21 protein-coding genes and 3 pseudogenes are annotated in these 26,163 nt (G+C 60.9%); 10 read left to right on the forward strand and 14 right to left on the reverse strand.

Annotation, left to right across the window (positions count from 1 at the left end):
* The first annotated feature begins 32 nt into the window (after positions 1-32).
* Both P0D87_RS06285 and P0D87_RS06290 read left to right on the forward strand, forming a co-directional pair.
* Positions 33-1,295, forward strand: coding sequence for an EmrA/EmrK family multidrug efflux transporter periplasmic adaptor subunit (locus P0D87_RS06285; RefSeq protein ID WP_006050944.1), 1,263 nt, complete (start codon positions 33-35; stop codon positions 1,293-1,295).
* 31 nt (positions 1,296-1,326) lie between these two features.
* A complete protein-coding gene (locus P0D87_RS06290; RefSeq protein WP_006050945.1) occupies positions 1,327-2,889 on the forward strand; it encodes a DHA2 family efflux MFS transporter permease subunit in 1,563 nt (520 codons plus the stop codon).
* Positions 2,890-2,942: 53 nt separating this feature from the next.
* Here the strand turns inward: P0D87_RS06290 and P0D87_RS06295 are convergent, their stop codons facing one another.
* Genes P0D87_RS06295 through P0D87_RS06305 form a run of 3 tightly spaced genes read right to left on the reverse strand, consistent with a single transcriptional unit; the run spans position 2,943 to position 8,827 of the window.
* Positions 2,943-4,394, reverse strand: a complete 1,452-nt coding sequence (locus tag P0D87_RS06295) for a short-chain fatty acid transporter (RefSeq protein WP_408636764.1) — start codon at positions 4,392-4,394, stop codon at positions 2,943-2,945.
* 24 nt (positions 4,395-4,418) lie between these two features.
* A complete protein-coding gene (gene lhpI / locus P0D87_RS06300) occupies positions 4,419-5,354 on the reverse strand; it encodes a bifunctional Delta(1)-pyrroline-2-carboxylate/Delta(1)-piperideine-2-carboxylate reductase (protein WP_053858233.1) in 936 nt (311 codons plus the stop codon).
* Positions 5,355-5,380: 26 nt separating this feature from the next.
* Positions 5,381-8,827 (reverse strand): molybdopterin-dependent oxidoreductase, encoded by a 3,447-nt coding sequence (locus tag P0D87_RS06305; protein WP_053859045.1) that lies wholly within the window; start codon positions 8,825-8,827, stop codon positions 5,381-5,383.
* A 165-nt stretch (positions 8,828-8,992) separates the two neighbouring features.
* On the opposite strand from P0D87_RS06305, the gene P0D87_RS06310 reads away from it, so the two are divergent.
* A complete protein-coding gene (locus P0D87_RS06310; RefSeq protein ID WP_029971596.1) occupies positions 8,993-9,904 on the forward strand; it encodes a LysR family transcriptional regulator in 912 nt (303 codons plus the stop codon).
* 185 nt (positions 9,905-10,089) lie between these two features.
* On the opposite strand, the pseudogene P0D87_RS06315 reads toward P0D87_RS06310, so the two are convergent.
* Together P0D87_RS06315 and P0D87_RS06320 are read right to left on the reverse strand one after the other, a co-directional pair.
* Positions 10,090-10,200: pseudogene (locus P0D87_RS06315) on the reverse strand (helix-turn-helix domain-containing protein); the annotation flags it as partial.
* 18 nt (positions 10,201-10,218) lie between these two features.
* Positions 10,219-10,554, reverse strand: a complete 336-nt coding sequence (locus P0D87_RS06320; protein ID WP_053858234.1) for a helix-turn-helix domain-containing protein — start codon at positions 10,552-10,554, stop codon at positions 10,219-10,221.
* Between the two features lie 106 nt (positions 10,555-10,660).
* On the opposite strand from P0D87_RS06320, the gene P0D87_RS06325 reads away from it, so the two are divergent.
* Positions 10,661-10,834, forward strand: a complete 174-nt coding sequence (locus tag P0D87_RS06325) for a hypothetical protein (protein WP_374709758.1) — start codon at positions 10,661-10,663, stop codon at positions 10,832-10,834.
* A 162-nt stretch (positions 10,835-10,996) separates the two neighbouring features.
* Here P0D87_RS06325 and P0D87_RS06330 read toward each other — a convergent pair.
* Positions 10,997-11,258: pseudogene (locus tag P0D87_RS06330) on the reverse strand (Arm DNA-binding domain-containing protein); the annotation flags it as partial.
* Positions 11,259-11,896: 638 nt separating this feature from the next.
* Here P0D87_RS06330 and P0D87_RS06335 point away from each other — a divergent pair.
* Positions 11,897-12,124 carry a helix-turn-helix domain-containing protein gene (locus P0D87_RS06335; protein WP_006050951.1) on the forward strand — a complete coding sequence of 76 codons (228 nt, stop codon included), beginning with the start codon at positions 11,897-11,899 and terminating at the stop codon, positions 12,122-12,124.
* 1,132 nt (positions 12,125-13,256) lie between these two features.
* Here the strand turns inward: P0D87_RS06335 and P0D87_RS06340 are convergent.
* From P0D87_RS06340 to P0D87_RS06355, 4 genes are all read right to left on the reverse strand, one after another.
* Positions 13,257-14,105, reverse strand: coding sequence for a sugar phosphate isomerase/epimerase family protein (locus tag P0D87_RS06340; protein WP_053858235.1), 849 nt, complete (start codon positions 14,103-14,105; stop codon positions 13,257-13,259).
* Between the two features lie 53 nt (positions 14,106-14,158).
* Positions 14,159-15,322: a dihydrodipicolinate synthase family protein gene (locus P0D87_RS06345; protein WP_006050953.1), complete on the reverse strand. Its 1,164-nt coding sequence runs from the start codon at positions 15,320-15,322 to the stop codon at positions 14,159-14,161.
* Positions 15,323-15,338: 16 nt separating this feature from the next.
* The gene (locus P0D87_RS06350) at positions 15,339-16,109 is read right to left on the reverse strand and encodes a 3-ketoacyl-ACP reductase (RefSeq protein WP_053858236.1); all 771 of its coding nucleotides are present in this window, start codon (positions 16,107-16,109) and stop codon (positions 15,339-15,341) included.
* A 199-nt stretch (positions 16,110-16,308) separates the two neighbouring features.
* Positions 16,309-16,995: a TetR/AcrR family transcriptional regulator gene (locus P0D87_RS06355; protein WP_006050955.1), complete on the reverse strand. Its 687-nt coding sequence runs from the start codon at positions 16,993-16,995 to the stop codon at positions 16,309-16,311.
* 232 nt (positions 16,996-17,227) lie between these two features.
* Between P0D87_RS06355 and P0D87_RS06360 the strand changes: the two genes are divergently transcribed.
* The 4 genes from P0D87_RS06360 to P0D87_RS06375 all read left to right on the forward strand — a co-directional run bounded on the left by P0D87_RS06360 (position 17,228) and on the right by P0D87_RS06375 (position 21,792).
* The gene (locus P0D87_RS06360; RefSeq protein ID WP_082366987.1) at positions 17,228-18,739 is read left to right on the forward strand and encodes an acyl CoA:acetate/3-ketoacid CoA transferase; all 1,512 of its coding nucleotides are present in this window, start codon (positions 17,228-17,230) and stop codon (positions 18,737-18,739) included.
* A gap of 45 nt (positions 18,740-18,784) precedes the next feature.
* Positions 18,785-19,558: an enoyl-CoA hydratase/isomerase family protein gene (locus tag P0D87_RS06365; protein ID WP_029969394.1), complete on the forward strand. Its 774-nt coding sequence runs from the start codon at positions 18,785-18,787 to the stop codon at positions 19,556-19,558.
* Complete coding sequence (locus tag P0D87_RS06370; RefSeq protein WP_029969392.1) at positions 19,542-20,393, forward strand: shikimate dehydrogenase family protein; 852 nt, start codon at positions 19,542-19,544, stop codon at positions 20,391-20,393. The genes P0D87_RS06365 and P0D87_RS06370 overlap by 17 nt, the downstream gene beginning before the upstream one ends.
* 94 nt (positions 20,394-20,487) lie before the next feature.
* The gene (locus P0D87_RS06375) at positions 20,488-21,792 is read left to right on the forward strand and encodes an MFS transporter (RefSeq protein WP_006050960.1); all 1,305 of its coding nucleotides are present in this window, start codon (positions 20,488-20,490) and stop codon (positions 21,790-21,792) included.
* A 409-nt stretch (positions 21,793-22,201) separates the two neighbouring features.
* Here P0D87_RS06375 and P0D87_RS06380 read toward each other — a convergent pair.
* Positions 22,202-22,318, reverse strand: a pseudogene (locus tag P0D87_RS06380) (electron transfer flavoprotein subunit alpha/FixB family protein); the annotation flags it as partial.
* A 57-nt stretch (positions 22,319-22,375) separates the two neighbouring features.
* Entirely contained in the window at positions 22,376-23,314 is a 939-nt protein-coding gene (locus P0D87_RS06385; protein ID WP_053858237.1) for an AraC-like ligand-binding domain-containing protein, read from the reverse strand.
* Positions 23,315-23,599: 285 nt separating this feature from the next.
* Here P0D87_RS06385 and P0D87_RS06390 point away from each other — a divergent pair, with 285 nt between their 5' ends.
* On the forward strand, positions 23,600-24,349 hold the full coding sequence (locus tag P0D87_RS06390; protein WP_006050963.1) for a cupin domain-containing protein: 750 nt from the start codon (positions 23,600-23,602) through the stop codon (positions 24,347-24,349).
* A 51-nt stretch (positions 24,350-24,400) separates the two neighbouring features.
* Here the strand turns inward: P0D87_RS06390 and P0D87_RS06395 are convergent, their stop codons facing one another.
* Together P0D87_RS06395 and P0D87_RS06400 are read right to left on the reverse strand one after the other, a co-directional pair.
* On the reverse strand, positions 24,401-25,831 hold the full coding sequence (locus tag P0D87_RS06395) for an Asp-tRNA(Asn)/Glu-tRNA(Gln) amidotransferase GatCAB subunit A (protein ID WP_053858238.1): 1,431 nt from the start codon (positions 25,829-25,831) through the stop codon (positions 24,401-24,403).
* A complete protein-coding gene (locus P0D87_RS06400) occupies positions 25,828-26,049 on the reverse strand; it encodes a hypothetical protein (protein WP_006050965.1) in 222 nt (73 codons plus the stop codon). The genes P0D87_RS06395 and P0D87_RS06400 overlap by 4 nt, the downstream gene beginning before the upstream one ends.
* Between the last annotated feature and the right edge of the window lie 114 nt (positions 26,050-26,163).

The raw sequence follows: 26,163 nt of genomic DNA on the forward strand, positions 1-26,163 counted from the left end.
CGACGACGTTAGAGAGAACCCGGAGCACATCAATGAGCACCCCCCAGCAGCCCGCGGCTAACAACCAGCCGGCACAGCCGAACAAGCCGGCGCAATCCGCGAACAACGGCAAACGCAAGCGCATGATGACGCTGCTCGTCATCGTGATCCTGATCGCCGCCATCGCCTACGGCCTGTACTACTTCCTCGTGGCGCGCTTTCACGAAGACACCGACGACGCCTACGTGAACGGCAACGTCGTGCAGATCACGCCGCAGGTCACCGGCACGGTCGTCGCGGTCAACGCCGACGACACCCAGACGGTCAAGGCCGGCGACCCGCTCGTCGTGCTCGATCCGGCCGACGCCCGCGTCGCGCTCGAACAGGCCGAAGCGAATCTCGCGCAGACGGTGCGCCAGGTGCGCGGCCTCTTCGCCGACGACAACCAGTACCAGGCTCAGGTCGCCCAGCGCCAGTCCGATCTGTCGCGTGCTCAGGACGACCTGAAGCGCCGCATGACCGTCGCGCAAACCGGCGCGGTGTCGCAGGAAGAAATTTCCCACGCACGCGACGCCGTGAAGAGCGCCCAGGCCGCCGTCGAGGCCGCCCAGCAACAACTCGCGTCGAACCGCGCGCTGACCGCCAATACGACGATCGCGAATCACCCGAACGTGCAGGCTTCTGCCGCGAAGGTCCGCGACGCGTATCTGAACAATGCGCGCAACACGCTGCCGGCACCGGTCACCGGCTATGTCGCGAAACGCTCGGTGCAGGTCGGACAGCGCGTCTCGCCGGGCACGCCGCTCATGGCGATCGTGCCGCTCGGCGCCGTCTGGGTCGACGCCAACTTCAAGGAAGTGCAGCTCAAGCACATGCGCATCGGCCAGCCGGTCGAACTGACCGCCGACGTGTACGGTTCGTCGGTCGTCTATCACGGCAAGGTGGTCGGCTTCTCGGCGGGCACGGGTTCGGCGTTTTCGCTGCTGCCCGCGCAGAACGCGACGGGCAACTGGATCAAGGTGGTGCAGCGCCTGCCGGTGCGTATCGCGCTCGATCCGCAGGAGCTTGAAAAGCATCCGCTGCGTATTGGCCTGTCGATGCAAGCCGACGTCAGCATCAAGGACGAGAACGGCGGCCAGCTCGGCAACGCGCAGAACACCGTCTATCAGACGAACGTGTTCGCGAAATACGGCGACGAAGCCGACGCCGAAATCGCCCGCATCATCGCGGAAAATGCAGGTCCGAACGCTGGCGCGCAGAAAGCCGTGCAGTCGGGAACCGGCAAGCCCGCGGCTGCGGCCGCAAAACTGATGTAAGCCGCGCGGCGACTCCTACAAGGCTTTTTGAATGGCTCAGGCTCAGGCGCAAGCCCCTCATCCGCCGCTCGAGGGGGCGCAACTGGTGATCGGCACCATCGCGGTGTCGCTCGCCGTTTTCATGAACGTGCTCGATACGTCGATCGCGAACGTCTCCATCCCGTCCATTTCCGGCGACCTCGGCGTGTCGGCCGATCAGGGCACGTGGGTGATCACGTCGTTCGCGGTCGCCAACGCGATCTCCGTGCCGCTGACCGGCTGGCTCACCGACCGCATCGGCCAGGTGCGGCTTTTCATGGCGTCGATCGTGCTGTTCGTGATCTCGTCATGGATGTGCGGCCTCGCGCCGACGCTGCCCTTCCTGCTCGCCTCGCGCGTGCTGCAAGGCGCGGTGGCCGGCCCGATGATTCCGCTGTCGCAAACGCTGCTGCTCGCGAGCTATCCGCGCGCGAAGGCGCCGATGGCGCTGTCGATGTGGGCAATGACCACGTTGATCGCGCCGGTCGCCGGCCCGATTCTCGGCGGCTGGATCTCGGACAACATTTCGTGGCCGTGGATTTTCTACGTCAACATTCCCGTCGGCGCCGTCGCCGCGGCCGCGACGTGGATGATCTTCCGCAACCGCGATTCCGTCGTGAAAAAGGCGCCGATCGACGGTGTCGGTCTCGGCCTGCTGATCTTGTGGGTCGGCTCGTTGCAGGTCATGCTCGACAAGGGCAAGGACCTCGACTGGTTTTCGTCGACCACCATCGTCGTGCTGGCGCTCGTCGCCGTGATCGCGCTCGCGTTTTTTATCGTGTGGGAATTGACGGCCGAGCATCCGGTGGTCGACCTCTCGCTCTTTAGCAAGCGCAATTTCACGGGCGGCACGGTCGCGCTGTCGATCGGCTACGGCCTTTACTTCGGCAATCTCGTGCTGCTGCCGCTGTGGCTGCAAACCGACATCGGCTACACGGCGACCGACGCCGGTCTCGTGATGGCGCCCGTCGGACTGTTTGCCGTGCTGCTGTCGCCGATCACGGGCAAGGTCTTGCCACGCACCGATCCGCGCTATATCGCGACGTTGTCGTTCCTCGTGTTCGCGCTGTGTTTCTGGATGCGCTCGCGCTACACGACCGGCGTCGATACGTACTCGCTCTTGCTGCCCACGCTGATTCAGGGCATCGGCATGGCCGGGTTCTTCATTCCGCTCGTGTCGATCACGCTGTCGGGCTTGCCGGGCAACCGGATTCCGGCGGCCTCGGGCTTGTCCAACTTCGTGCGGATCATGTGCGGCGGCATCGGCACGTCGATCTTTCAGACGGCGTGGGACCATCGCTCGATCATGCATCATGCGCAGTTGACCGAGCGCGCCAACGCCTACAACCCGGTCTTCGATCAGTCGATCCGGCAAATGGGCGCGGCCGGTTTCAGTCAACCGCAAGCGTATGGGCTCTTCAATTCGATGGCGACGCAACAGGCCGCGCAATTGGGCGTGAACGACCTGTTCTTCGTTTCGGCCGGCATCTTCGTCGCGCTGATTGCGCTGATCTGGATCACGAAGCCGGAAAGAGCCGGTGGCGATGCGGGCGCGGCTGCTGCGGCGGCGCATTGAGACGAGCAGACCAGACTCACAACCTGCTGCACCGGGCTGGCGCCACAGACGGATCAGGGCATGACGGGGGGATGGAAGGTCAGCGTCCCCGCAAGAATCCACAGCATGAAGATCACGAGCGGAAGATGCACGATGAACTGGGTAAACGTGAAGCCCACCACGTCGCGAGCCCGCAATCCCAGCACGCCTAGCAACGGCAGCATCCAGAAAGGGTTGATCAAATTCGGCAACGCCTCCGCCGCGTTGTAGACGGTTACCGCCCAGCCCAGATGAACCTGCAGTTCCCTGGCTGCCGCGATCACGTACGGTGCCTCAATGATCCATTTCCCGCCACCCGACGGCACGAAGAATCCAAGGACGGCAGAGTAGATGCCCATCAGCGCCGGAAACGACGCATGCGACGACACGGCAACGAAGAAATGCGAAAGATGATCGGCCAACGGTAGTCCCGACGGCGCGGAGGCTTTTGTCAGCATGTACGCAATGCCTCCGTAGAGAGGAAACTGGATCAACACGCCAGCCACGGACGGCACCGATTTCGCCACGGCGTTCAGGAAGCGGCGGGGGCGCCAGTTCAACAGCATCCCGGCCAACAGGAACACGAAGTTGTAGGTATTGAGATTCGAGATCGCCAGCACCGGATTTTTCGCGGTGAATTCGTGCCATGCCCAAACAGAGCCGAGTGCGACGATCAGGATTGTGATCAACGGGCTGTACTCGAGCCAGTCGCCGGGGCGTGAAGGCGCTGCTACTTCGAGTTCCGCCTCGTTCAGCGAGATGCCCAGATGCTGCGCAGTTTTGGCGCGTTCGGTGCCCGGCGCAGAGAGATACGCGATCAAAAGCGATACGACGGTCAGAGCGGCGACTATCAGCAACGACTGGGGAAGAAAAATCGTTTCGGAGAACGGAATGACACCGGTGATCGCCAGCAGCGCTTTCGGCAAACTGTCCGGATTCGCCTGCAATTGCGATGCCGACGAACTCAATCCCAGCGCCCAGGTCGCGCCCATGCCGAGATAGGCGGCGGCACCCGCCGCTCGATAGTCCATACGGAGCCCGGTGCGACGAGCGAGCGCACGAACCAGCAGGCCACTGAAGATCAGGCTGATCGCCCAGTTGAAAAGCGACGCCGAAATGCTGACCGGCGCGACGAATGCCACCGCAGACTTGCCGTTCGACGGCAAGCGGGCAAGCCATGCGATCAATTTGGCGGCAGGCGGAGATACCGCGACCACGTAGCCTGAAATGGCCACGATCGCCATCTGCATCGTAAAGGGAATCAGGCTCCAGAATCCGTCTCCGAAGGCAATGCCCACACGTTGTGCAGGCGCGCCCGTCGCCAGCGCGCCGACCGCGACGACGACAACCGCGATCGCCGCGAATATGTATGCGTCGGGAAACCACTTTTCCGACCAACGGGTCACTGCTGCGGCCATACGCTCGAGTCCGACTGCATCGTCGGCTGTCGAGGCTGCCAGGTCTTGCTGACGGTTCAATTCCTTCATCATGGTCTCCGACGCTTCGAGTGATTAAACATGCTGTTCATAAACCTGCACTGCCGCAGCCAGGTCTTCGAGTGCGGTCCCCACCGCTTTGAATACCGTGCGCTCGCTGCCGTCGAATCGCCCACCGACGTCGCCCCGGCACAGCGCGGCGAGCGTACCGTTCAGGTCCGCCGGCGAAATCACGTTGCGCGACAACGGCCCAATCAGGTCCCCGGACTTCTGCGGTGCCTCGTCCGTATCGACAAACACGCGTGCGTGGCGGAAACAATCGTCGTCAGCCTCGCGCATCTGCGGCGTGAAGCTTCCGATAAGATCGAGATGCGTTCCCGCTTTCAACCACGAGCCGCGTACGATCGACTCGGTGGCGAGCGTCGCGCAGCTCACGACATCCGCGCGCGCCACGCTGTCCGGCAGACTGGAGACAACGGCCGCATTGAAACCTTCGCCTCGCAGTTGCTGCACGAGTCGCGCGGCCGATTCCGGATAGATGTCCCAGACCTCGACATGCGTGATTGGCAGCTGGCTTCGATACGCTGACGGCACCAGGCTTGCCACGCGTCCGGCGCCCAACAGCACCATGTGCGAGGAGTCGTCGCGCGCCAGAAAGGTTGCAGCGAGTGCCGACGCGGCGGCGGTCCGGCGTGAGGTGATTTCATTGCCGTCCATCTGCGCGAGTGGCTCACCCGTGCTGGCGTCGTACAGCACGTAAGTCGAGTGCAAGCCGGGCATTCCGCGGCCCTGGTTACCGGGGAAAATGTTCACGGTCTTGATGCCGAGATATCGGTCCGCCTCCCACGCCGGCATGATCAATACGGTGCCGCTATTGCCGTCGCCGCTATTGATCGTGTGCGAGTGCCGGAGTGGAACCTCACACCCCTTGACGAACGCCTTCTTCAGCGACGGAATCAGCGTGGCGAAGTCCAGCGCTTCGCGTGTCGCTGGCGTGTCGAAAAATTTCATGCTCGATTGGGCTCCTCGTGGGTCATTCACGCTTCAATGGAAATATCAGTGGCCGGGATCGCCTGGCAGGCGAGGCACATATCGGCTTCATCCGGCCCATGCCCCGTCATATGCGACACCTTGCCCGCCAGGACCTTGACGGCACAGCTCTCGCATTGCCCGACCCGGCAGCCGCTCGGCATGCTGATGCCGAGGCTCTCGCCGAAGCTGAGCAGGCTTCCCCGTTCGGGTGCCCATTCAGCACTGATCTGCGACCGCCGGAATTCGACGGCGAAGCGCTGTGATGGATCGAGGGCCGGCTTTGACGGAGACCGAAAGGCCTCGCTGAAGATATCGAACGGCGGTACGCCGCGCTCGACGAGGCCTGCCGTGATGGCGTTCATCATCGGCTCCGGGCCGCATAAATAGAATCGCGCGCGGTGCTGTATCAATGCGTCGTCCACGACCTCCGCAGTGAGGTAGCCCTGCATCTCGAAGTCGCGTCCGAGTACTTCGTCGCGCGGCTGGTTATAGCAATTCACGACCTTGAGCGTTGGCAACGCACGCTGCAATTGCGCAATTCGTTTCCGGAACGCATGAGTCGAGCTATTGAGATTCGCGTAAAACAGCTGCGATTCAGGCGCTTGTGTGCCCAGTTCCCCGATCGTTTCCAGCCACGAAATGAAGGGCGTTATTCCAATCCCACCCGCGAATATGACGACCGGTCGCTTCGAAGCCGGCGGTACGACGAAGGTGCCGCTGGGGGCTTGAAGCAAGACCCTGTGTCCAACTGCCAACTCGCGATGAATATGCGAGGACATGACGCCCTCGAACTGCTCACCATCGGCACTTCGGCCTCGCTGATGGCGCACGGAGATCGAGTATGTCCGCCGATCGCTTTCAATCGCATGGCCAGTGAGCGAATAGGCACGCGTCGTTCCTCCTTCGCACAGCTCCGGAATATGGATCGTCACATGCTGTCCGGGCAGATAGTCGGGGAGCGGTCCACCGTCGGCTGCGCTGAACGTAACCGTGCGAACGCCTTCGGCTTCTCCATGTACGGCCGACACGACAAAGTCCCGGAATCCTTGCCATGCCCGTCGCGCGGGATCGACCGACGCGTCGAGCGTGACGTCGCATGGCACGGCACGAAGCGGCGACGAACCGCTCAGCGGATCGACGATGGCGCCGGACACGATGCTGTTGTAGTTACTGTTTGCGCTTCCCAGTGCCGCCGACGATTCCATGCCGATTTCGTCGCACGCCTGCCACCAGCCATACTCCGCGACTACGACATCCGGCGCGAGTTCGGGGACAACTCGCGCACGAAATCGCGCGGTGCCGTTGGTACTGGCGACGCGTATCCAGTCGCCGTCGACAATGCCCTTCACGGCCGCCAGATCGGCGCTCAGTTCCGCAACGGGATAAGGGGCACGGCGACGAAGGCTTGGCAGGCTACGATGCTGGCTGTGGCAGTAGTAGCCGTTCTTGAAGGAAGTGAGCGTATAGGGAAAGCGTCGACGCTCAGCTGCGCGTGCTACTTCTCCGCGGCTCGGCGGTACATAGTGAGGTACGGCCGGATAACCGTACCGATGCAGCTTCTCCGAATAGAACTCGACGCATCGCGTTTCGGTCGCAAAGCCTCGCGGGCCATTCGGCGTGGCGCAAGCGTATTGCTTTTCCTGCTGCTCGAGCGGCCGGTAAATGCCCTCGGGATGCGAACGCAGCGTCGCGACGTCGAGACCCAATGGTTCGAGAACATGGTTCCATCCTTTTTCGACGTCGCCACCGAAGAATTGATCCCCCATCCCGAGCCTGACCGCCAGATCCAGCACGATGTTGTAGTCTGCCCGGCTCTCCCCGCGGGGCGTCACCATCCGCTGCCGCAACTGGACCAATTCGACGGCCCGCTCATTGATCTCGAAGCCGAGACGCAGTCCTTCCCGTTCCCAGGGCGTATTGACCGGAAGGAGGATATCCGCATAGCGGGCGGATGGCGTTTCGAACAGGTCGCAATGGACATGAAAATCGAGTGCGCACAGCGCGTCCCGCGCCAATGCGCTGTCGGCTTGCGACATCACCATGTTGGTGCCGAACGCGACAAGCGCGCGCACCCGATAAGGCCTGGACTCGAGAATCGCACGATAAACATCGCGCGCGGTCACCCATCCCTGGGACGGCGGACCGAGCGGTCGCTCGTCAAGTCCGAGCGCCTTTGTTCGCTGCTGAGGACTCAGCATGGCGTAGTTACTGAGGGGATTTGCTGGCTGCTTCAGCAACTCGCGGTTTGAACCCTGCGTATCGAATGCACCTGTCAGTGCATACAGCGTAGCGATCGCCCGCTCCGTTTGCGTCGCGTTCGTATGTTGTCCCACGCCAGACCACGCATGATAGGCAATGCGCTGGCGTGGGCTGAGCATCGCCGCCACGATTTCGATCGCCGAGGCGTCGACACCGGTGATTCTGCTCACGTGTTCGGGCGTGTAATCAGACAGCGCACCGCGGTACAACTCGAAAGCGGGCGTACACGTGACTTCTATCACCCGGCCCGTCAGGTCGAATACGCGAATCTGATACGAGCCTGAAATCGAAAGATCGGACGGCGACGTGCGCGCCTCTTCTCCGACGAGTTCGAGTCGATTGAGCGCGCCATTCCAGACCGCATATCGATTGTTCGACGACTCCGGATCGATGTCGCGCTCACGCAGAAAATATCCGCTATCACGACGAACCAGGAACGCGCCATTCGTCCATTCGCGGACAAATGTATCGTCGATATTTCCCGTCGCGATCATTTGCCGGGCAATTCCCATAGCAAGCGCGCCGTCCGTGCCTGGCTGCACGCGCAGCCATACATCCGCATCGCGCGCAAGCGCCGTGGGTCTTGGGTCCACGACAATCAGCTTTGCACCGTTGCGCCGACCCGCTGCGATACTGTCCGCCTGGGCCAGCCACGTGTTGGCTGGATTCGTACCCCAAAGCACGATGACGTCGGAATTCCGGTAATCGGCCGTTGGCATGCCGCAGCCGAACGTAAACACGTGCGCGAAATCCTTGTGCCAGTTGCAGATCTCGGTCGCGTAGCAAATATTCGGACTCCCGAAAGACCACACGAATCGCTCCACCCAGTCGATGCTGTCGCTCATCGGCGTACCGCTCGGGGTGGTGACGCCGAACACCACCGATTCAGCGCCGTTTTCCCGCTTGACGTGCGCGAGCGTGGTCGCGATCTCGTCAAGCGCCTCGTCCCAGCTGATCCGTTTCCAGCGCGGATCGGCCGCCCCTTTTGGGGCAGTGCGGCGCATGGGATACAACACCCGGTCGGGGCTGTGTACGAGTTCCGGCGCGGCCTTGCCTTTCATGCACATCGCGTTGCCGGTCGGGTGCGTGTTGTCGGGACGAACCTTCAGCAACACGTCGCCGCGGACCGTATTGATCGTGCCGCATCTTGACCGGCATAACGTGCAGTACCCCTTCTTCTCCTGCGTCTCCATCATCGTTCCACTGTTTCCTTTCATGACGGGATGCTATGCAGCCGAAATTGCCCTGCCTAATTCATATTTCTTGCCTCGCGATATATAATTTTTCAATACCTCAGTTCGGTCGTCGGTTTGCGCCGTCGGTTTGCACGGCGCCAAAACCTAGCGGAGTACGTCAACGTGGCCACACACATTACGCTTCGCCAGATCGAATACTTCATCTCGGTGGCTGATACCGGGCAGATCTCCAGATCTGCCAATCTCTGCGCCGTTTCGCAGTCGTCGATGACGATCGCGCTGAAGAATCTCGAAGACACCGTGGGGGTGCCGCTGCTGCAGCGCCACGCAAGGGGCGTCCGCCTGACCCGAGCAGGCGAGCGATTTCTTCGGCATGTGCAGAACGCGAATGTGTCCGTCGGGCGCGCCGTGGTCGCGGCCCAGGAGGAACCTGAACAGATTTCGGGGCACGTTCGGGTGGGCGTCACGGAAACCGTCTCGGCTTACCTGATGCCGTCAATGCTTGCTACCGTCTCGCAGCGCTTCGAGCACCTGACTGTCGAGGTCATCGAAGACGCGCGCGAGGATATCGAGCAACGTCTCGTCGACAATCAGCTTGATATCGGTCTGATGCTTGTGTCCAATACGGCCAACGTGGACGAGCTGAAATACGAAACGATTCTGCGCTCCATGCGCCGGCTTTGGACCCATCCGGATCACCCGTTGCAAGATGCACAACAGGTCACGCTGCAGGACATTGCGCAGGAGGACTACCTTTTACTCGACATGGACGAGCATGTCCGAACTGTTCGCAAGTATTGGGGAAAATATGGCCTCGCACCGCACGTGCGTATCCAGAGCAAGTCGATAGAAGCCGTGCGAAGCATGGTCGCACTCGGGTTGGGCGTCACGATTCTTTCGGACCTCGTCTATCGTCCGTGGTCGCTCGAAGGGAGCCGGATTATGAGGCGTGACCTGAGCATTCCGATCCCGACCATGGACGTCGGCGCCGTCTGGCACCGAAAGAGCATCCTGCCGACGCCCGCGAAAGTGCTGCTAGATCTCTTCCGGTCCTGGAAGAAGACAATCCAATAGTTGATCGTTCCTGACGGACATAGCGGACGTTCGGTATGCGAGCGACCGGGAATTGATGCGAAGCCGACACACGAACGTCACACCTACGAGCCAGGTGAAGGCGAACGGCAGATTCTTGGGCCGACAGGCAAAAGGCGCTACTTGCCGAGCCGGCAAAACTAAACGCTTTCGCCAGAACGTCAATATCAGGCATCCTGCCCCGCAGCCCTGACATATCTCCCCGGCGTCTCGCCAAAAGCCTTGCGGAACATCGCGATGAAACTGCTTGGGCTGGCATAGCCCAAGACGTCTGCGACCGCCGAGACGCACTCGCCCTACGCGAGCAGATACACGGCACGCAGCAGCAACGCCTGCTGTCGCCACTCGGCCAACGATATGCCGAGCGATACGGAAAACAGGCGCCGAGCGGTTCTAGCCGACAGGCCGGCCATTGACGACAGTGCTTCCAGAGAGTGTTCCCGGCTCAAATCCTTCAGCACGATGCTGACCATCTTCAGCAGGCGCTTGTCGTCCGGTATGGGAAGGTGCAGTGGTTCATGCTCTGCCGCGCGCATTTCGTCTATCAGCACTGAGACGACCCGCGCCTCTTCAGGCGTCCGCTCGACGGGATGGTTCCACGGTGCGACGCGCTGTATCAGCGCTCCGAGCAAAGGTCCGACCGCCAGGACCTGCGGTAGCAGTCTTCCTGCTGGGACGACATGGCCCGCGAAGTCGGGACTGACGCTCGTAGGCGATGCCGCCCACGTAATGCCGCCAATGGGCGCAGGCGTCAATCTGGCCATGCTTGACGCTGCCGAACTCGCTGAAGCAATCGTCGCGGCGGCAAACTGGCGAGACGCGGTTTGCGCACAGGAGCAAGTCGTGCTTGATCGGGCGGCGCCTATCGTTGAAGAATGTTTGCGCGGTTTCCGCGAATGGTTTCACGCGTAGTGGCGCTCACACGCACTGCTTTCCGGGAGCACAAGCGGCATCAGGCGGCAGAGTTCGTGCGCACCGGGCACGCTCCTTCCCAGAGCAGGCTCCTCGAGACGGCTCCCCCCCGAATGTCTATCAGATCGAGAGGAATGGCGCGCGCTGGCGCTGGGTCCATCCAAGCCTCGCCTCTGCGAGACTCAATGACATACCGAGAGTCAGTTCCTCGGCATCACGCGTTCCGCAGGCAGGGAGCCGCGGATCGTAGCGACCTATGACCAACGTCTAGCGACGCCCATTCAGGCGATAGTCGAACGGGAAACTAACTACCTCAGACGACGTAACGGCCACATACCGGCCACGTTAGTCGGTCACTTTGGTCGGCCACCTTGTAGATGCTGCCAGTCGGCTTGAGCGCCCGCAAGCCGAGGTCCGTAAGCATAGGGGAAATCCAGGCGCTTATGGACCTCTGCAGACCACTGCAGAGGATCCTGATTTATTCCCACTCGATCGTCAACCTAATGGCCGGCCCCTTGTGGGGACGGGATTCCCACCGGCTCTGCTGACGTCGATACCGTCAGCAATACCGGAAATTGTGCCCGGCAGTTGACGGTTGTGGTCGGAACGCACCGGAGGATCAACGCCCGCTTTGTTTGAAAATCGCGCACACTCACCGTCTCTTCACGATTTGTAGGCGCGATACCGTCGCTGATACCGTCAGCCTCTTTCGAACGCGCTCCTCGATACCATCACACTACAGCAGACGAGGGGATGAGTCAGGAAAGATGGCTGGACAGACAACCGTCGCATACGCCACGCAAGCGAAGCGTGCAGACCCGGGTCGGGAAGCCGGGCTGTACGCATCAGGGATGAACCCAAAGGGCCGCGACTGGGCAGGAGGCGCAGGATGCAGCCCACAAGCGCGACGGCGGTACGCCGGGACGCACGAATTCAGAATTTTCGGGAAAGACGACGTCCGACGTATAGTGACCGTTGTCGGCTCGCTGTCGGGTTACTGTCGTGTTGCCCTTTTCTCTCGCTGCTCATACTCGCCACATCAACCAACCGATGGAGGCACGCATGAACACTACCGAACAGTCCCAGCACGCCCGCCTGTTGACTCCCAACGAACTGGCGCTCCTGATCAAGGTATTTCGGGAGATGCGTCAGTGGTCACAAGAGCAATTGGCCGCCATCTCAGGGCTCAATGTCCGCACGGTCCAGCGAGCCGACAAGGTGAGCCCGCCAATCTCGATACGCGCCGTGCGCTCGCCCGTGCCTTTGAATTTGAGGACATCGACGCCCTGAGTAAACCGTTCACGATTCCGACGGAAGATGAGCTCAAGGCAGCAAGGAAAAGTTCGATCGAGAGAACGTCACACTGACGGCGACCCCACTGACCACAGGAAAACAACTGGCCAAACTCGCCGAGTCCTGCACGATGGATTTGTCCGAGCCAGCTTTCGCTGCTGACACGCGAAGCGGATGAAGCGTTCGCAACGCTCGTCGATTATTTTCGTGACTATCGGGATTGTGCCGATGCCTACATGGAAATGCAGAAGTTCGAGGTGTACGACGAGATGCAATCCGGTATCGAGACGCCGCGAGCGCTCGGTGTCTCGTTGGGCTACTTAACCGCACATCCCAAACCACGCCACCGGAAGGAGCCGACATCCGGTTGCAACCATTCAGACTGCGAATACCGATTGAAGCGACGCGCGGAGGCGCCCTGCTCAGACTCACGGGCCAGAACGCACGAACTGCGGCGTCGAACGAAACAAACTCACAGTGCCGCTCTCACGAGCTTAACTGCAGCAAACACCGGCGCAGACCGGCGATGCAAGCAGACTTTCTTTGGACTGCCGGATGAATTGCCGCAAAGAATCGCAGCGGCGGAGCGTCAATCCCCTGTGGCATCGCTTGCGTTGCGGTCCGACAGTTCGCGACAATCGGAACGTAGCGTTCCCTCCTCCGGACCGACCTTCTATTCATTCGAACGACGTGTGGCGCCGCCGTGTGCTACGACGCGCGCAGCATGACGCGCGTCTGCATCCGAAAGCTCAATTGGCCGAAGTCGGAGCGAGGATCTCGTTTCAGGCGCGTTCCCAGATGCCAGCTTGACACAGTAATGAAACCATCAAGATATGAAGAGTTATCTTGATGGCGTGGGGAGAAGGACCTGCGGCGCTAATTCAATGGCCGTCAACCAATATCGGGCTGACGAATGGCTGCTGAGGGAAAGCATCACGGGCTCTTGTCGACCCGCAGCAGCCACTCAGGCTTCGCGACGCAGACGGCGGCTATGATGCTCAAATCGGACGTCGATGAACAGGCCGTGCTTCCGACTCAATTGGAAGTTGACTCGACGCGTCGGGTACCGGTTCTTTAACATGTCCGACCGCCGTATCGGCAATTTGTCGTCCTGCTGCAGCGCTGACATTTAGCAGACGGTTTGCAACCGGTCGGCACAACACCTCAGAACCTCGTCCGGTGGCGCTTTCCACCAGACATCTTTGGAGAAAATCTCCACTTCCGTCATGCCAACGTACCCGGCGCTTTCGACCAGGCTCCGCGTCTCTTTCAGATCGATCACGCCGTCACCCATCATTCCTCGATCAAGAAGCATGTCCGTGGTCGGCGTCAGCCAGTCGGACACGTGATATGCGGCAATGCGTGCCTCGCTCCCTGCCGCAGAAACTGACTCTACGAGTTGCGGGTCCCACCAGCAGTGGTAGACGTCGACCGCAATGCCAAGCGCCTCATTTTTCGGGTCGAGTTGCCGGCACAGGTCCAGCGCCTGTCCAATCGTGTTGATCACCGAACGCTTTGCTGCATACATCGGATGAAGAGGTTCGACCGCGAGTCGTACGCCGACCTTCTTCGCTTCGATCATCAAAGCGGCGATTCCATCAGAGACCATTTCACGGGCGGCCGACAGGTCGCGACTGCCCGCCGGTAGTCCTCCGACGACCATGACGAAGCATTCGGCCCCCAGTTCGGCCGCGTCATTGATCGCGCGAATGTTTGATTCGATGTTCGCTGCCCGTTCTTCTGCTGTCGGCGCGGGGAAATAAGTCGAGCGGCAATAACCCGTTACGTTGAGTTCAAGCGCGCGGATCTGTCGGGCGATCTGCGATACATCTGCAGCCTCCACCTCATGTCGCCAAGGGGCGATGCCACCAAAACCCGCTCTTGCAATGCGATCGACGGTGAAGTTCAACGGCTCCCGATGCCCCAGCGTTGCGGTGTTGATCGCGCAACGGTGCAGCTTTCCCTGCAAAGTATCCATTTTCTTTCTCGACCAGTTAGCCCGATCCCGCAAACCTGAATCGTGCGCGCTCGTTAAGCAGCGCAGCCGAGCGTCGCCATCAGCCCTTGCATCCGGGAAACGGCGAGGCCAGGGTCGCGCAGCAGTTCGGCCTGATCGGCCAGACGGAATACCTCTGCCAGGTAGACAGGAGGCCTCGTGCCGTGATGTCCGCCCAACATGAAGAAGTGAGGCTGGAATCCGTTCAGATAGGCGAGAAGAACGACTCCAGTCTTGTAGTACTGCGTAGGGGCGCGGAAGATGTGTCGCGACAACGGCACCGTCGGCGCGAGCAGTTGTTCGTAGCGCGACATGTCGCCTGCGGCCAGCGCGCCCAGTGCCTGCGACGCGGCGGGCGCGATAGCGTCGAAAATGCCGAGCAGCGCATGCGAGTAGCCGACGTCGTCGCCGGCGATGAGCCTGGGATAGTTGAAGTCGTCGCCGGTGTACATCTTCACGGATGCAGGCAGGCGACGACGCAATTCGATCTCCTTCGTGTCGTCCAGCAGTGAAATCTTGATGCCGTCCACCTTCGCTTCGTTTGCAGCAATGACTTCGAGACATACCTTTGCCGCGTTTTCGAAGTCGGCGTGCCCCCAGTAGCCGGCCAGTTCCGGATCGAACGCTTCGCCGAGCCAGTGAAGAATGACCGGTTTGTCGCAAGCCGACAGCACTTCCCGATACACATGGACGTAGTCGCTCGCGTCTTTGGCTACCCGCGCGAGCGCGCGGCTCGCCATCAGAATGATCTGCCCGCCAGCACGCTGAACGCTTTCGATCTGCGTCAGATAGGCTTTGATCACCTCGTCGCACGAACGCACGTCATTAACGGGCAAATGATCCGTTCCGCAACCGGATGCGATCAGCGCTCCTGGGATGTCGCGCGTTTCGTTCAGGGTACGAACGATCAGTTCTTTCGCCGACTCCCAGGACAGTCCCATGCCTCGTTGTGCGGTGTCCATTGCCTCTGCGATACCCAGACCCTGCTCAAGAAGGTAACGGCGATATTCGATGGTCCGCTCCCAGTCGATCGCGCAAGGCCGGCCGAGTTCGCCGCTACGCACAGGATCGGCCACGACGTGCGCCGCCGAGTATGCAATGCGGTTGAACTGAGCAGCCGGCTTGACGACTTGCAGCGGCGTGCCGGTCAGACGGTAGTCGACCAGCGTGCCGTCCAGCGTGGGAAGTTTGATTTGCATGACTTGACTCTCGAACTCAGTATTTAGAAACAAGGAGACCGCCGTCGACGCGGATTGCCTGGCCCACGCTGAACGGCAGACCGCCCGTTGCGAGCGTGCGTACCGCGACGGCGACCTCTTTCGCCGTACCCCACCGCTTGATGGCAGTCAGCCCGTTTTCCATGAGCGCGTCGTAGCGCGCTTTGGACGGCGCGGTCATTTCCGTTTCGATCAAGCCCGGCTGTACCTCGAACACGCCGATATCAAGCTCAGCCAGTCTCAGGGAGAACAACGTGGTCGCCATCGAAAGGCCCGCCTTCGACACGCAGTACTCGCCGCGTTGGGGCGAGGCTGCGACTGCGTTCGAGGAGGTAATCGTGATGATCGAGCGATTGACGGTGCCCCGAGGCGCTTTCGCGGCGCGGCGGCCGAACGCCTGCATCAGAAAGAAGGTGCCGCGGGTGTTGACGGTGAGGCAGCGGTCGTAGCTCTCGGGCGTTACATCGAGCAGATCTCCGCGCGACATGACTGAGACGCCCGCGTTATTGACCAGGCATGTGACGCTGCCCAACGAGTCCTCGACGGCCTGAAGCAGCGCGTCATGTTGCGCGATGTCCGCGAGGTTCGATGTAAGCGCCACGCATTCGACGCCTGTGCGCTGGATATCGGAGCGAGCGGCTTCGAGTTCCTCCGACGGCTCGACGTCGGTGATCGCGATGTTGAACCCGGCCTCTGCTAACTCGAGCGCAATGGCTCGACCGATTCCGCGACGGGCACCCGTGACGAGCGCGACCTGGCGTTGCTCCATGACTGTCTCCTGCCTGGCATTTCGTGACTGTCGTCCTGTCGATCCGTCGCCGATTGCGCGAAAAGTTTAAGTAACGATCCAGTTCGTTATTTAATACCCGAGACGAAGCAAAGTCAAAAAAGGGTTTTCCCTTAGCGAAGCGGAAAACCCTGCGAGATTGGGATTTTGGGGAAAGCGAAGGAAGGCGATGTCGCCGCGGTTAGCGCGGCCGCAGGAGGCTAAACACCGTGTCGATATTGAATTCAAGGCGTTTTTGAAGCGCCTCTTTAGAAACGAAATCGAAGCCAAAGATAACTTCGCCGGTGAACCGGTTCGTCAGGTAGTAGTACCCGATCGCGGCCAGGGTCAGGTGTAGCTGGCTCGCGTCGACGCCTGGCCGGAAGTCGCCGGACGCCACGCCCCGATCCAGGATCTGTTGGAGCATGTCGATAAAGCCCCGGTGCAGCTCGCTGAATCTCCTCGATTTCTTCACGTGCCGCGCCCGATGGAGGTTCTCGCTGTTGACCAGCGACATGAACTCCGGATGTTTCAGGTAGTACTCCCACGTGAAGGTCATCAGGGTGCGGATGGCCTCGGCGGGCGGGAGATGGTCAAGTGCAAGCTTCCTTTCCTCGGTCCGGATGTCGGTCCACATTTCTTCAAGAACGGTCTGGAATAGCTCCTCCTTCCCCTTGAAATATTCGTAGATCATCCGCTTGTTCACGCCCGCCTTCTCGGCGATCGACTCGATGCGAGCGCCGCCCAGGCCGACCTTTGCGAACTCAGCTTTCGCTGCAGCAATAATCTTTGCCTGCGTCTGGATCGGGTCACGCGTGCGCTTCGCGCGCTGCGGCAGCTTTGCGGCTACGGGCGCTTCGCTGCGTCCCTCGACTGTCGTCGTTGGCATCTTGCCTCTTCAAACTCAAAAATTAAACGGTAGCTGCAAACCGCCTGCGATGACATTGGCGATTCCCCGATCGCAACTCATCCAGGGGCTTAGTGTCCGCTATCGTAAACCCGATTATCGCTTTGCGGGCCTTGAAGGCCTCGAATGCCTGTGACATGATCCACTCCAAGTAACGAACCGGTTCGGTTTTATATGAACTCACCGAACCGGGTGCCAAGGATAAGGAGGCGATGTGAACAAGTGGATGAGCGCGGAAGCTGTGGCCGCTTCGATACCCGATGGGGCAACGATCGCGATTACGGGCTCGGGCGGCGGGCTGCTTGAACCCGACGCGATACTCGCGGCGCTCGAAGCGCGATTCCTTCGGACGGGCCACCCCGGCAATCTCACGGTCGTTCACGCATTGGGTGTGGGCGACGGCCAAGGCAGCGGCCTAGGGCGATTCGCGCACGTAGGCATGGTCAAGCGCGTTGTCGGTGGTCACTGGGTATGGTCGTCCGCCATGCAGGCACTGGCGGAGTCGGGTGAGATCGAGGGATACAGTTTCCCTGGCGGCGTGATCGCCACTCTTTTCCGCGAAATCGGGGCGGGCCGGCCCGGCGTTATCACCCGCGTGGGACTCAGGACGTTTGTCGATCCCCGACTCGGCGGCGGTAAGCTCAATGCGAACACCACTGAAGACCTCGTTGAACTGATCGAGATCGGCGGCGACGAGTACCTGCGCTTCAAGCCCATCAAGATCGACTTTGCCATCGTCATGGCGTCGTCCGCCGACGATCGCGGAAATCTCTCCACGCGCCGTGAACCCGCGGACCTCGACATTTACGCCGTCGCGCTGGCCGCGCACAACAGCGGCGGCAAGGTCATCGCGCAGGTGAAAGGCAAGTCCGACAGTCACGTACCCGCGCGCCTTGTGAGGGTGCCGGGTGTCATGGTCGATATCACCGTTGAAACGCCGGCCCAGCGACAGTGCGCAATTAGCGACTACGACGCCACGCTCAGCGGTGAATCGCTCGGCGTGACACCCGACGCAGAAATGCCCGACGGCATGCGGCTGATCGTAGCCGAGCGTGCGGCGCAGGAACTCGGCACGAATCAGTCAGCGAATTTCGGATTCGGCTTCCCCGGGGCGATCCCCGCAGTACTCGCGGCACAAGGGCGCGGCTCCGACTACTGGGGCTCGGTGGAACAGGGCATTCACAGGGGCACCATGCTCGATGGCGCGATGTTCGGCACCGCGCGCAATGCAGACGCCATCGTGCCAAGCGTTGATCAGTTCGACTTCTACAGCGGCGGCGGTATCGATATCACGTTCCTCGGTATGGGCGAGTTCGATGAGCAGGGAAACGTGAACGTTTCGAAACTGGGAAACACCGTGGTTGGCCCTGGCGGGTTCATGGACATCGCGCAGGGCGCCAAGAAAATTGTTTTCTGCGGCGCGTTCGAAGCAAAGGGCCTGCGCGTTGAAAGAAAGAGCGACGACTCGCTTGAGATCGTATCGCCGGGGTCGGTTCCAAAGGCGGTCAAGACGGTTCGCCACGTAACGTTCAGCGGCCTTCAGGCCCGTCTCGACGGCAAAGAGGTTTTCTACGTCACTGAACGGGCAGTGTTCAAGCTCGATCCGCTTGGTGTTCGCCTGATCGAGTTAGCCAAAGGCATCGATCTGCACAAGGACGTGCTGGCACGGATGGAGTTTGCCCCGTTGGTCGATGAGCATCTTTTTGACGCTGCGATCGCTCACTGAGCTTCGAACGACACACGCCCCTACCCGAATCCAGAGGTATTTCTCATGCAGCAAGTTTCCGACGTCATCTTCACCATCGAAGGCGCTGTTGCGACGATTACGCTCAATCGAACGGCCCGGCACAACGCGCTGACGACCGGCATGCTGGACGACATCGAGCGTTGCGTCACGATCGTCGAACGCAATGACGAAGTGCGCGCGCTGAAGTTCACTTCGAACAGTCAACGATTCTTCTGCAGCGGCGCCGACATCGACGAATGGGGCGACATCGACCCGCAAACGATGGGCACGCGATTCATTCGGAATGGGAACCGCGTCTTTCGCAGGATCGCCGAGCTCGATAAGCCTACGATAGCTGTGCTTGCCGGTAGCGCACTGGGCGGCGGACTCGAACTCGCATTGGCCTGCGACTTCCGCTATGCGAGCGTTGACGCGCGAATCGGGTTTCCGGAAGCGGCGGTCGGTGCGATTCCTGGCTGGATGGGCTGCGCCCGCCTCTCCGAGCTTGTCGGCGCCACGCGTACCCGTGAACTGATTTTGCTGGGCGAGCCCGTCGGGGCAGCTACAGCAGCGCAATGGGGCATCGTCAACGAAGCGCTTGCCGCCGATGAACTCGCCGCACGCGTGGACGCCATTTGCACGACGCTTCAAAAGCGCTCGAAGACGTCCCTGTCCGTTGGCAAAAGACTCATACGGATGATGGAGACCGGGCAACGCGAATACGCGCACGAACTTGCAGCGTCAGTCTGCAAGGCGTCATCAGACGCTGCGGAAGGTGTGGCTGCATTCCGTGAGAAGCGCCATGCAAACTTTAGCTGATCCCGCTTCGTCCAGCCGTGCCTTCTCGCCCGGCTGGATCGATGGCGACACCAGAATCGTGGCGATTGTCGCCGACCCGATCTCACAGGTGAAGTCGCCTCAGTTCTTCAATTCCTTTTTCGCGCGGCAAGGCATCCATGCAGTGCTGGTGCCAGCGCACGTCACGCCTGAGCGATTGCATCAGGCAGTTTCCGGCCTGGCGGCTTTGCAGAACCTCGCGGGCGTGGTTATTACCGTGCCTCACAAGGTCGCCGCCTATGCCTTGGCTGACGTGCAACCGACAGAACGTGCTGCGGCAATTGGCGCTGTGAACTGTCTCCGAAAACGGGAAGAAGGCGGTTGGCTCGGCGACAACTTCGACGGAGAAGGCTTTGTCATTGGCCTTGAACAGCAAGGTGTGTCTGTATCGGGTCGGCAGGTCCTTCTCGTCGGCGCGGCTGGCGGAGCGGGCCGCGCGCTCGCGAATGCACTATGCACCGCACAGGTTGCCGCGTTGAGGCTAGCCGATATTCGTGAGAAAGCCGCCGAGGCACTGGCCGTCGAGCTTCGGAGCCGGTATGGGCTAGTGCACATCGAAATCGCAGAAGCCACCGGCAATCGCGCAGACGACCTGGTCGTCAATGCATCGCCGGCCGGCATGAGTCCATCGGATTCGATACCGATCGACATATCGCATATCAACAGGAGTGCCGTCGTAGCAGACCTGATCATGAAGCCGGAGCAAACGCCTCTTCTGCAGAAGGCTTCTGCGATGGGTTTAAGGACACATGCCGGGCGGCACCTTCTTCTCAGTTCCGTTGAACAGATAGCGAAGTTTTTGGGTGTAGTGAGTTGAGGCCAACTGCTGCCGGCACAGGACGTTAGAGAACCGGCACATCGGCTCGATGATGCGCAATCAGGCGCGTTCGCAAAGGAGACAGGAGTAAACCATGGAACATTCGAAATACCGTTGGCGCATCTGCGCTCTGCTATTTTTCGCAACGACGATTAACTACCTCGACCGCCAGGTTCTCGGGCTGTTGAAGCCCGCGCTTGCCGTGCAGTTCAACTGGACCGAAACACAATACAGTTACATCGTCGTTGTGTTCACAGCCTGCTACGCAATCGGGATGCTGCTCTCCGGCAAACTCGTCGACAAGGTCGGTGTGAAGATCGGCTACGGCCTATGTGTCCTGCTGTGGAGCATCGCAGCTTGCGGGCATGCACTCGTGCGCAGCACGTTAGGCTTTGGTGTGATGCGCGCACTGCTTGGCATTTCCGAATCTGGAAGCTTCCCGTGTGCCGTCAAAAGCGTCTCCGAATGGTTCCCCCGCAAGGAGCAGGCGCTGGCCGTCGGTATTCTGACATCGGGAACAAGCATTGGCGCCGTTGCAGCGCCCGCGGTCGTCCCCTGGCTCGCCGCGACCTATGGCTGGGAGGCCGCTTTCTTCGTCACGGGCCTGACTGGCTTCGTTTGGCTCGGCTTCTGGTACGTCATGTATCAGGCCCCTCTGAAGCACAGGAAGGTCACGAAGGCGGAGCTGGAATACATCAGCGAGGACGCCGCTTCGGTGTCCACTGCTGAACCTGCGAAAGTACGCTGGGTGTCGCTGCTGAAGCTCCGTGCGACGTGGACCTTTTTCGCTGGCAAGCTGCTCACTGATCCGATCTGGTGGTTCATGCTGTTCTGGTTGCCGTCGTACTTTAATGCGCGCTTCCACCTTGACCTGAAGAATCTCGGCCTTCCACTGGTCATCGTCTATATCGCAACGTCGATCGGCAGCATTGGTGGCGGCTGGGTATCGTCGTCGCTCATCCGACGCGGCTGGCCGGTCACGAAAGCACGGCAGACCACCATGCTTGTACTCGCGTTCCTCGTCACGCCGATTGCGTTGTCTCCTTGGATCAACGACATGTGGGCGATGGTTGCACTCCTGAGCCTCGCTGCAGCGGCGCACCAGGGATGGTCGGCCAACCTGTTCACGACGGCCTCCGACATGTTTCCCAAAGCGGCGGTCGGTTCGGTTGTGGGTATTGGTGGATTGGCGGGCGCGCTTGGCGCAACGCTCTTTCCGCTGCTAGTGGGTGTTGTGCTCGATCACTTCAAGGCGCTTGGACACATCAACGCGGGCTACAACATCCTCTTCGTGATCTGTGGCTCGGCTTATCTGGTCGCGTGGGTTGTCATGCGGGTTATCCGTTCGTCGAACCAGACGGTCGATATCGCGCAACTGTCGCCGAAAGCAAGCACGTAGCAGAACAAGCGAGTTGCGCCCTCCAAGAGATCGAACGACGCCCGGTCCTGACGAGAATGGAGGCCGGCTTCCCCCAGTGGGATGGTTATGTATGGGTGCAGCTTCGGTTGAGTTCGGACATTACCGCTGGGCGATAAGCGGTGGTCAATTGCACGCGCGTTTCCCATTCTGGCTGTGAAGTGTTGCGCGGCTTTCGTTAATGCGCGGGTCGCTGATGGAAATTGTGTTTGGAGTTCTCCGTATGTGAGATTCGACGAGTCACGAGTAGGCACCCGGCCGTCGTCGACGGTTGTGAGTAGACCACTCGCTATCAAAACGATGAGACGAGAGCAGGAACGACGTCAAAAAGTCGCCGACGAGCCGTAAGTCAGCCGCGCCAAAAGATGGGCGCCTGTGGCTCCTGCGGGACGAGCTTCGTGACGTCGCGGCTGACGAACTGAACGCCCACATCGGCTCCGGCTTCAATTTCCTTGACCGGAGCATTGCCGCCTTCCGCTGCCACCGCGTCAAAGCCTGTCGCGCGCATGGGGAATGACCTTGGTTGCTTGATTTTTTCTTCTTCCCAAAGTCGGTTTGGAGTCGGCTAGGACCGAAGCTTTTTCAACGTCAACGGGGACATACCATAGACTTTCCTGAATGCGCGGCTGAAGTGTGAAAGATCAGAAAAGCCAAATCGAAGCGCTGCCTCCGTTACGTTGCGCGCGTGTCCTTCTTTCAGGGCACAGTAACTCGCTTCTAGCCGCCGCCTCCATAACCAGCTCATCGGCGTACTGCCCTGCTGCGCAAAAGCCCTTGTCAGCGTCCGGCTCGATACGCTTTGCGCGGCGGCAAGTTGCTCGACATCGAGCGACGCCACGTCGAGATGACGGTCAATGTACGCCTTCGTCCTTTCCACCAGCGCCTCGTGCGCCGAGACGTGCGCCGGCCGGCCAGCCTGAATCTCCAGCGTCGCGGCGAGCATATCGACGATAGCGCTCCCCACCAGCGACCCGCTACTGCCCTGATTGCCCGACAGGTCGCGCGCGGCGGATTCGCGAATCATCTGCGCGAGCAGATGGCCAACCGGCATGTCAGCGCCGATGCACGTCGCCGTCAGTGTATCGGCAAGAGGGAAGCGGAAATCGAGCACCTTGCGCGGCACCTCGACGATGCAAATCGTGCCCGCCGCGAGTTCGAATTCGAACGGTCGTGCCGCGTCGTACAACACCATGTCGCCTTCGCGTTGGACAACCGTGCGTCCGCTTTGCGCAAGTCGCCCTTCGCCCTTCATCATCAGACCAACCCAGAAGCTGTCGTTGGGTCCCGTCCGGATATGGGCACCGTCACGTTGCCAGCGATGCTGCGGCGCAATCAATTCGCTGATGATCAGTGTGCCCAGCGTGCGCACGCGAAGGCTACCGTCGAACTGATTACCGCTCAGCGGCACGCTCGCGGCGGGAATGCAGTGCCGGCACACGACCTCTTGCCAGTATGCGAACCGTTGAGACGGCTCTATGGACGCGGTCGAATACGTTGATTCCATGGCGTGAGCTTCCAGGAGAATCGTTTCAATCTATTGGCAAAGAAATCTTCTGGCAACCAGAATTTCCACTGCACGGCGCCATTGTTCGCCCGACGCCGACGCCTCTGGCGGCCGTGAGCCAAGGTGGCGGCCTATCCAGTCAAAGCAGTGTATTGCCGTTGAGCTACCATCACACACCTCTGTGGCTTGCGCTGCGGCGGCGCGAATCCGCTCAATCAGCGACAACGGGGCATCGTTCATCTCGACCCTTGAAAAACTACCGGCGTCGCAACAGGACTTCTCTCGATGCACCGTTCAACAGACTTCTCGCCGGCTACCGAAACGACGCTCGAATCGGTGCCCGGACTATCCGTCAGCACGCATACCCTCGCGACTTCGCATGTGACGTCATGGCGCAGCCATTCCAATGCGACAGTTGTCGTACTATGCCTAAGGGGTCGATTGCGAATCGACATCGACAGGCCGATGTTCGCGGCGGATCTCGCCCCCGGCGAGATGTACACGTTTCCGCCCAATCTCACTTATCGTCTCGGCGCAATGTCGGTCGATGCGGCGTTTCTCGTGGTCCGCTCCGGCGTGCCCTGGGACTTGCAGGAAGGCAGCGTCGCGCACGTCGATCGGGAGCCCTTTCTGCGCGACGCCCCCGCGATCGCGCCCGTCGCTTTCGACGATACGGTGGATGCGAACTTCGGTGCTTATACCGCCGGCTACACGCGCGTCGATGTGCTCGCCCGCACCGACCGACTGCGCTGCCTGATTCTGGGTCTCGGCGAAAAGCGCTGCGTGCCGTGGCATAGCCACAGCGAAATCGACGACACTTTTTTCTGCATCGAGGGACCGATGCGCGTCGAAACGCGCGATCCCGACGCGACGTATGTGCTGATGCCCGGCGACACATGCAGGGCAATCGCCGGGCAGCCGCATTTCGTATCGGGCACCTACGGCAACCCGTGTCTTTTCCTGGTTGTGCAGGGCACCGGTCAATACAATTACGTGCCGTTTGAAACCGCCCAGTTGGGACAGCCGGTTCAATAGAGCGCCGCTTCACAAGGCAAGCGGCGTCGCGCCACATGCGTCGGGGCGGTTTTACGCAGCGCGACTTTCGATCAACTCGGGCGCGCGCCGATGAAATGCAGTCGCCTGCTGGAACGCATGTCCGACACGGAACAGCGTCGCCTCGTCAAAGGGGCGGCCAATGATCTGCATCCCGACCGGCAGGCCTTCATCGTCAAAACCACATGGCACGTTCAGCGCGGGCAGCCCTGTCAGGCTCGCGATGCCGGTGAATTGCATGATCGCCGAGAGCATATCTTCCTCCACGCCATCTTCGATCACGACGCGGGTTTCGCCGACGCGGGTGGCCGTGAAGGGCAAGGTCGGACAGATAAACACGTCGACCTTGTGAAAGGCTTCGATAAACGCGGCCCGCAGCACCGCGCGATAGCGCTGTGCCTGAATGTAATGGGTCGCGAGCAGCAGTTCACCGACCTCGAGCAGCGTACGCACGTCGTCTCCATAATCCTGCGGCCGCTCGCGCAGATGCCGCTGATGCCAGGCACTCGGCTCCGCCGCTTCGATAGTCAATTGGGCGGAAATATTGTCTTCGATTCCGTCGATCGGCACGTCCACGACGGCCGCACCCAGTTCGCGCAAGGTATCGAGCGCCTGCTGCACAGCACCGTGAACAGCGGGTTGCAGGTGATGAAAAAAGTAGCTGGGGATCACACCGATGCGCAAGTGCCGGATGCCGTCTGCGAGCGTTTGCAGATAATCGCCACAAGGCTGCGCCGCGCTGCCGGCGTCGGCACGATCGAATCCGGCAATCACGCCGAACAGGGTCGCGCAATCTTCCACGGTACGCGTCATCGGGCCAGCGGTGTCCATGCTCCACGCGAGCGGCACAATGCCGCGATTGCTCACGCGTCCATAGGTTGGTCGTATGCCGACCGTACCGTTGACCGCCGACGGCAACCGGATCGATCCGCCAGTGTCGGTGCCAATCGCGCCGAAGCAGAAACGTGCGGCCACCGCGACCGCCGAACCGCCGCTCGAACCCGCCGGAAAGCGACTCGTGTCCCATGGATTTCGCACGAAACCATAGTGCGGATTGGCCGAGGTCCCGCCCCATGCAAATTCGTGCATGTTGGTTTTGCCAATCAGGATCGCGCCGGCCTGGCGCAACTTCGTGACGATGGCCGCATCCTCAGCGGGATGCCAGTCCGCGAGCACGCGGCTGCCTGCCGTGGTACGGGTATGCGCCACGGCGATGTTGTCCTTCAGCGCGACCGGAATCCCGTGCAGAGGGCCGAGATCGTGCCCCGCGTCGAGCAACGCACCGGACGCGGCTCCCACCTTGAGCGCCTGTTGTTCGAACACGGTAATGAACGACTTCAACAGCGGGTCGTGCGCGGCGATGCGCTCGAGCGACGCTTCCACTAGCTGCGAAGGCGTGACGTCGCGGCGACGCAATGCCTGCGCCGCCTCCGTGAACGTCCAGTCGAGAAAATCATGCTTCACGGCGTGTCTCCTTCCAATCCGGCGCCGTGCGAGAACACAGTAACGGGTAGCACGTTGTCGAAGCGCGCCTCGCTCATACGCTGTGCGAGCCGCAGCGCGTCCGCGCGCCAGGCGCTGAGCACGCTCTCGACCTGCGCCACACGCTCAGGGGGAAGCGGTAGCCCCGCCGCTTTCGCGAGGTCGGATACGCATTCGCTCGGACTGTCTTCAAGACTCATGGTTGCCTTCCGTTGACTGGAAGATTCCATGCTAGCGACGCATCGCCATCGCGCTTGACCCGGGCCGCCTATGTACCTGGCTGCCCGAGCCAGACGCCGCCTGATATTCGGGTG

Origin of the sequence: Paraburkholderia sp. RL17-368-BIF-A (assembly GCF_046054045.1) — a bacterium.
GTDB classification, from domain to species: domain Bacteria; phylum Pseudomonadota; class Gammaproteobacteria; order Burkholderiales; family Burkholderiaceae; genus Paraburkholderia; species Paraburkholderia graminis.

Coding starts and splice junctions, on each gene's coding strand:
- P0D87_RS06285 (WP_006050944.1), top strand. CDS start 33: ATGAGCACCCCCCAGCAGCCCGCGGCTAACAACCAGCCGGCACAGCCG.
- P0D87_RS06290 (WP_006050945.1), top strand. CDS start 1,327: ATGGCTCAGGCTCAGGCGCAAGCCCCTCATCCGCCGCTCGAGGGGGCG.
- P0D87_RS06295 (WP_408636764.1), bottom strand. CDS start 4,394: ATGAAGGAATTGAACCGTCAGCAAGACCTGGCAGCCTCGACAGCCGAC.
- lhpI (WP_053858233.1), bottom strand. CDS start 5,354: ATGAAATTTTTCGACACGCCAGCGACACGCGAAGCGCTGGACTTCGCC.
- P0D87_RS06305 (WP_053859045.1), bottom strand. CDS start 8,827: ATGGAGACGCAGGAGAAGAAGGGGTACTGCACGTTATGCCGGTCAAGA.
- P0D87_RS06325 (WP_374709758.1), top strand. CDS start 10,661: ATGGGCGCAGGCGTCAATCTGGCCATGCTTGACGCTGCCGAACTCGCT.
- P0D87_RS06335 (WP_006050951.1), top strand. CDS start 11,897: ATGAACACTACCGAACAGTCCCAGCACGCCCGCCTGTTGACTCCCAAC.
- P0D87_RS06340 (WP_053858235.1), bottom strand. CDS start 14,105: ATGGATACTTTGCAGGGAAAGCTGCACCGTTGCGCGATCAACACCGCA.
- P0D87_RS06345 (WP_006050953.1), bottom strand. CDS start 15,322: ATGCAAATCAAACTTCCCACGCTGGACGGCACGCTGGTCGACTACCGT.
- P0D87_RS06350 (WP_053858236.1), bottom strand. CDS start 16,109: ATGGAGCAACGCCAGGTCGCGCTCGTCACGGGTGCCCGTCGCGGAATC.
- P0D87_RS06355 (WP_006050955.1), bottom strand. CDS start 16,995: ATGCCAACGACGACAGTCGAGGGACGCAGCGAAGCGCCCGTAGCCGCA.
- P0D87_RS06365 (WP_029969394.1), top strand. CDS start 18,785: ATGCAGCAAGTTTCCGACGTCATCTTCACCATCGAAGGCGCTGTTGCG.
- P0D87_RS06370 (WP_029969392.1), top strand. CDS start 19,542: ATGCAAACTTTAGCTGATCCCGCTTCGTCCAGCCGTGCCTTCTCGCCC.
- P0D87_RS06375 (WP_006050960.1), top strand. CDS start 20,488: ATGGAACATTCGAAATACCGTTGGCGCATCTGCGCTCTGCTATTTTTC.
- P0D87_RS06385 (WP_053858237.1), bottom strand. CDS start 23,314: ATGGAATCAACGTATTCGACCGCGTCCATAGAGCCGTCTCAACGGTTC.
- P0D87_RS06390 (WP_006050963.1), top strand. CDS start 23,600: ATGCACCGTTCAACAGACTTCTCGCCGGCTACCGAAACGACGCTCGAA.
- P0D87_RS06400 (WP_006050965.1), bottom strand. CDS start 26,049: ATGAGTCTTGAAGACAGTCCGAGCGAATGCGTATCCGACCTCGCGAAA.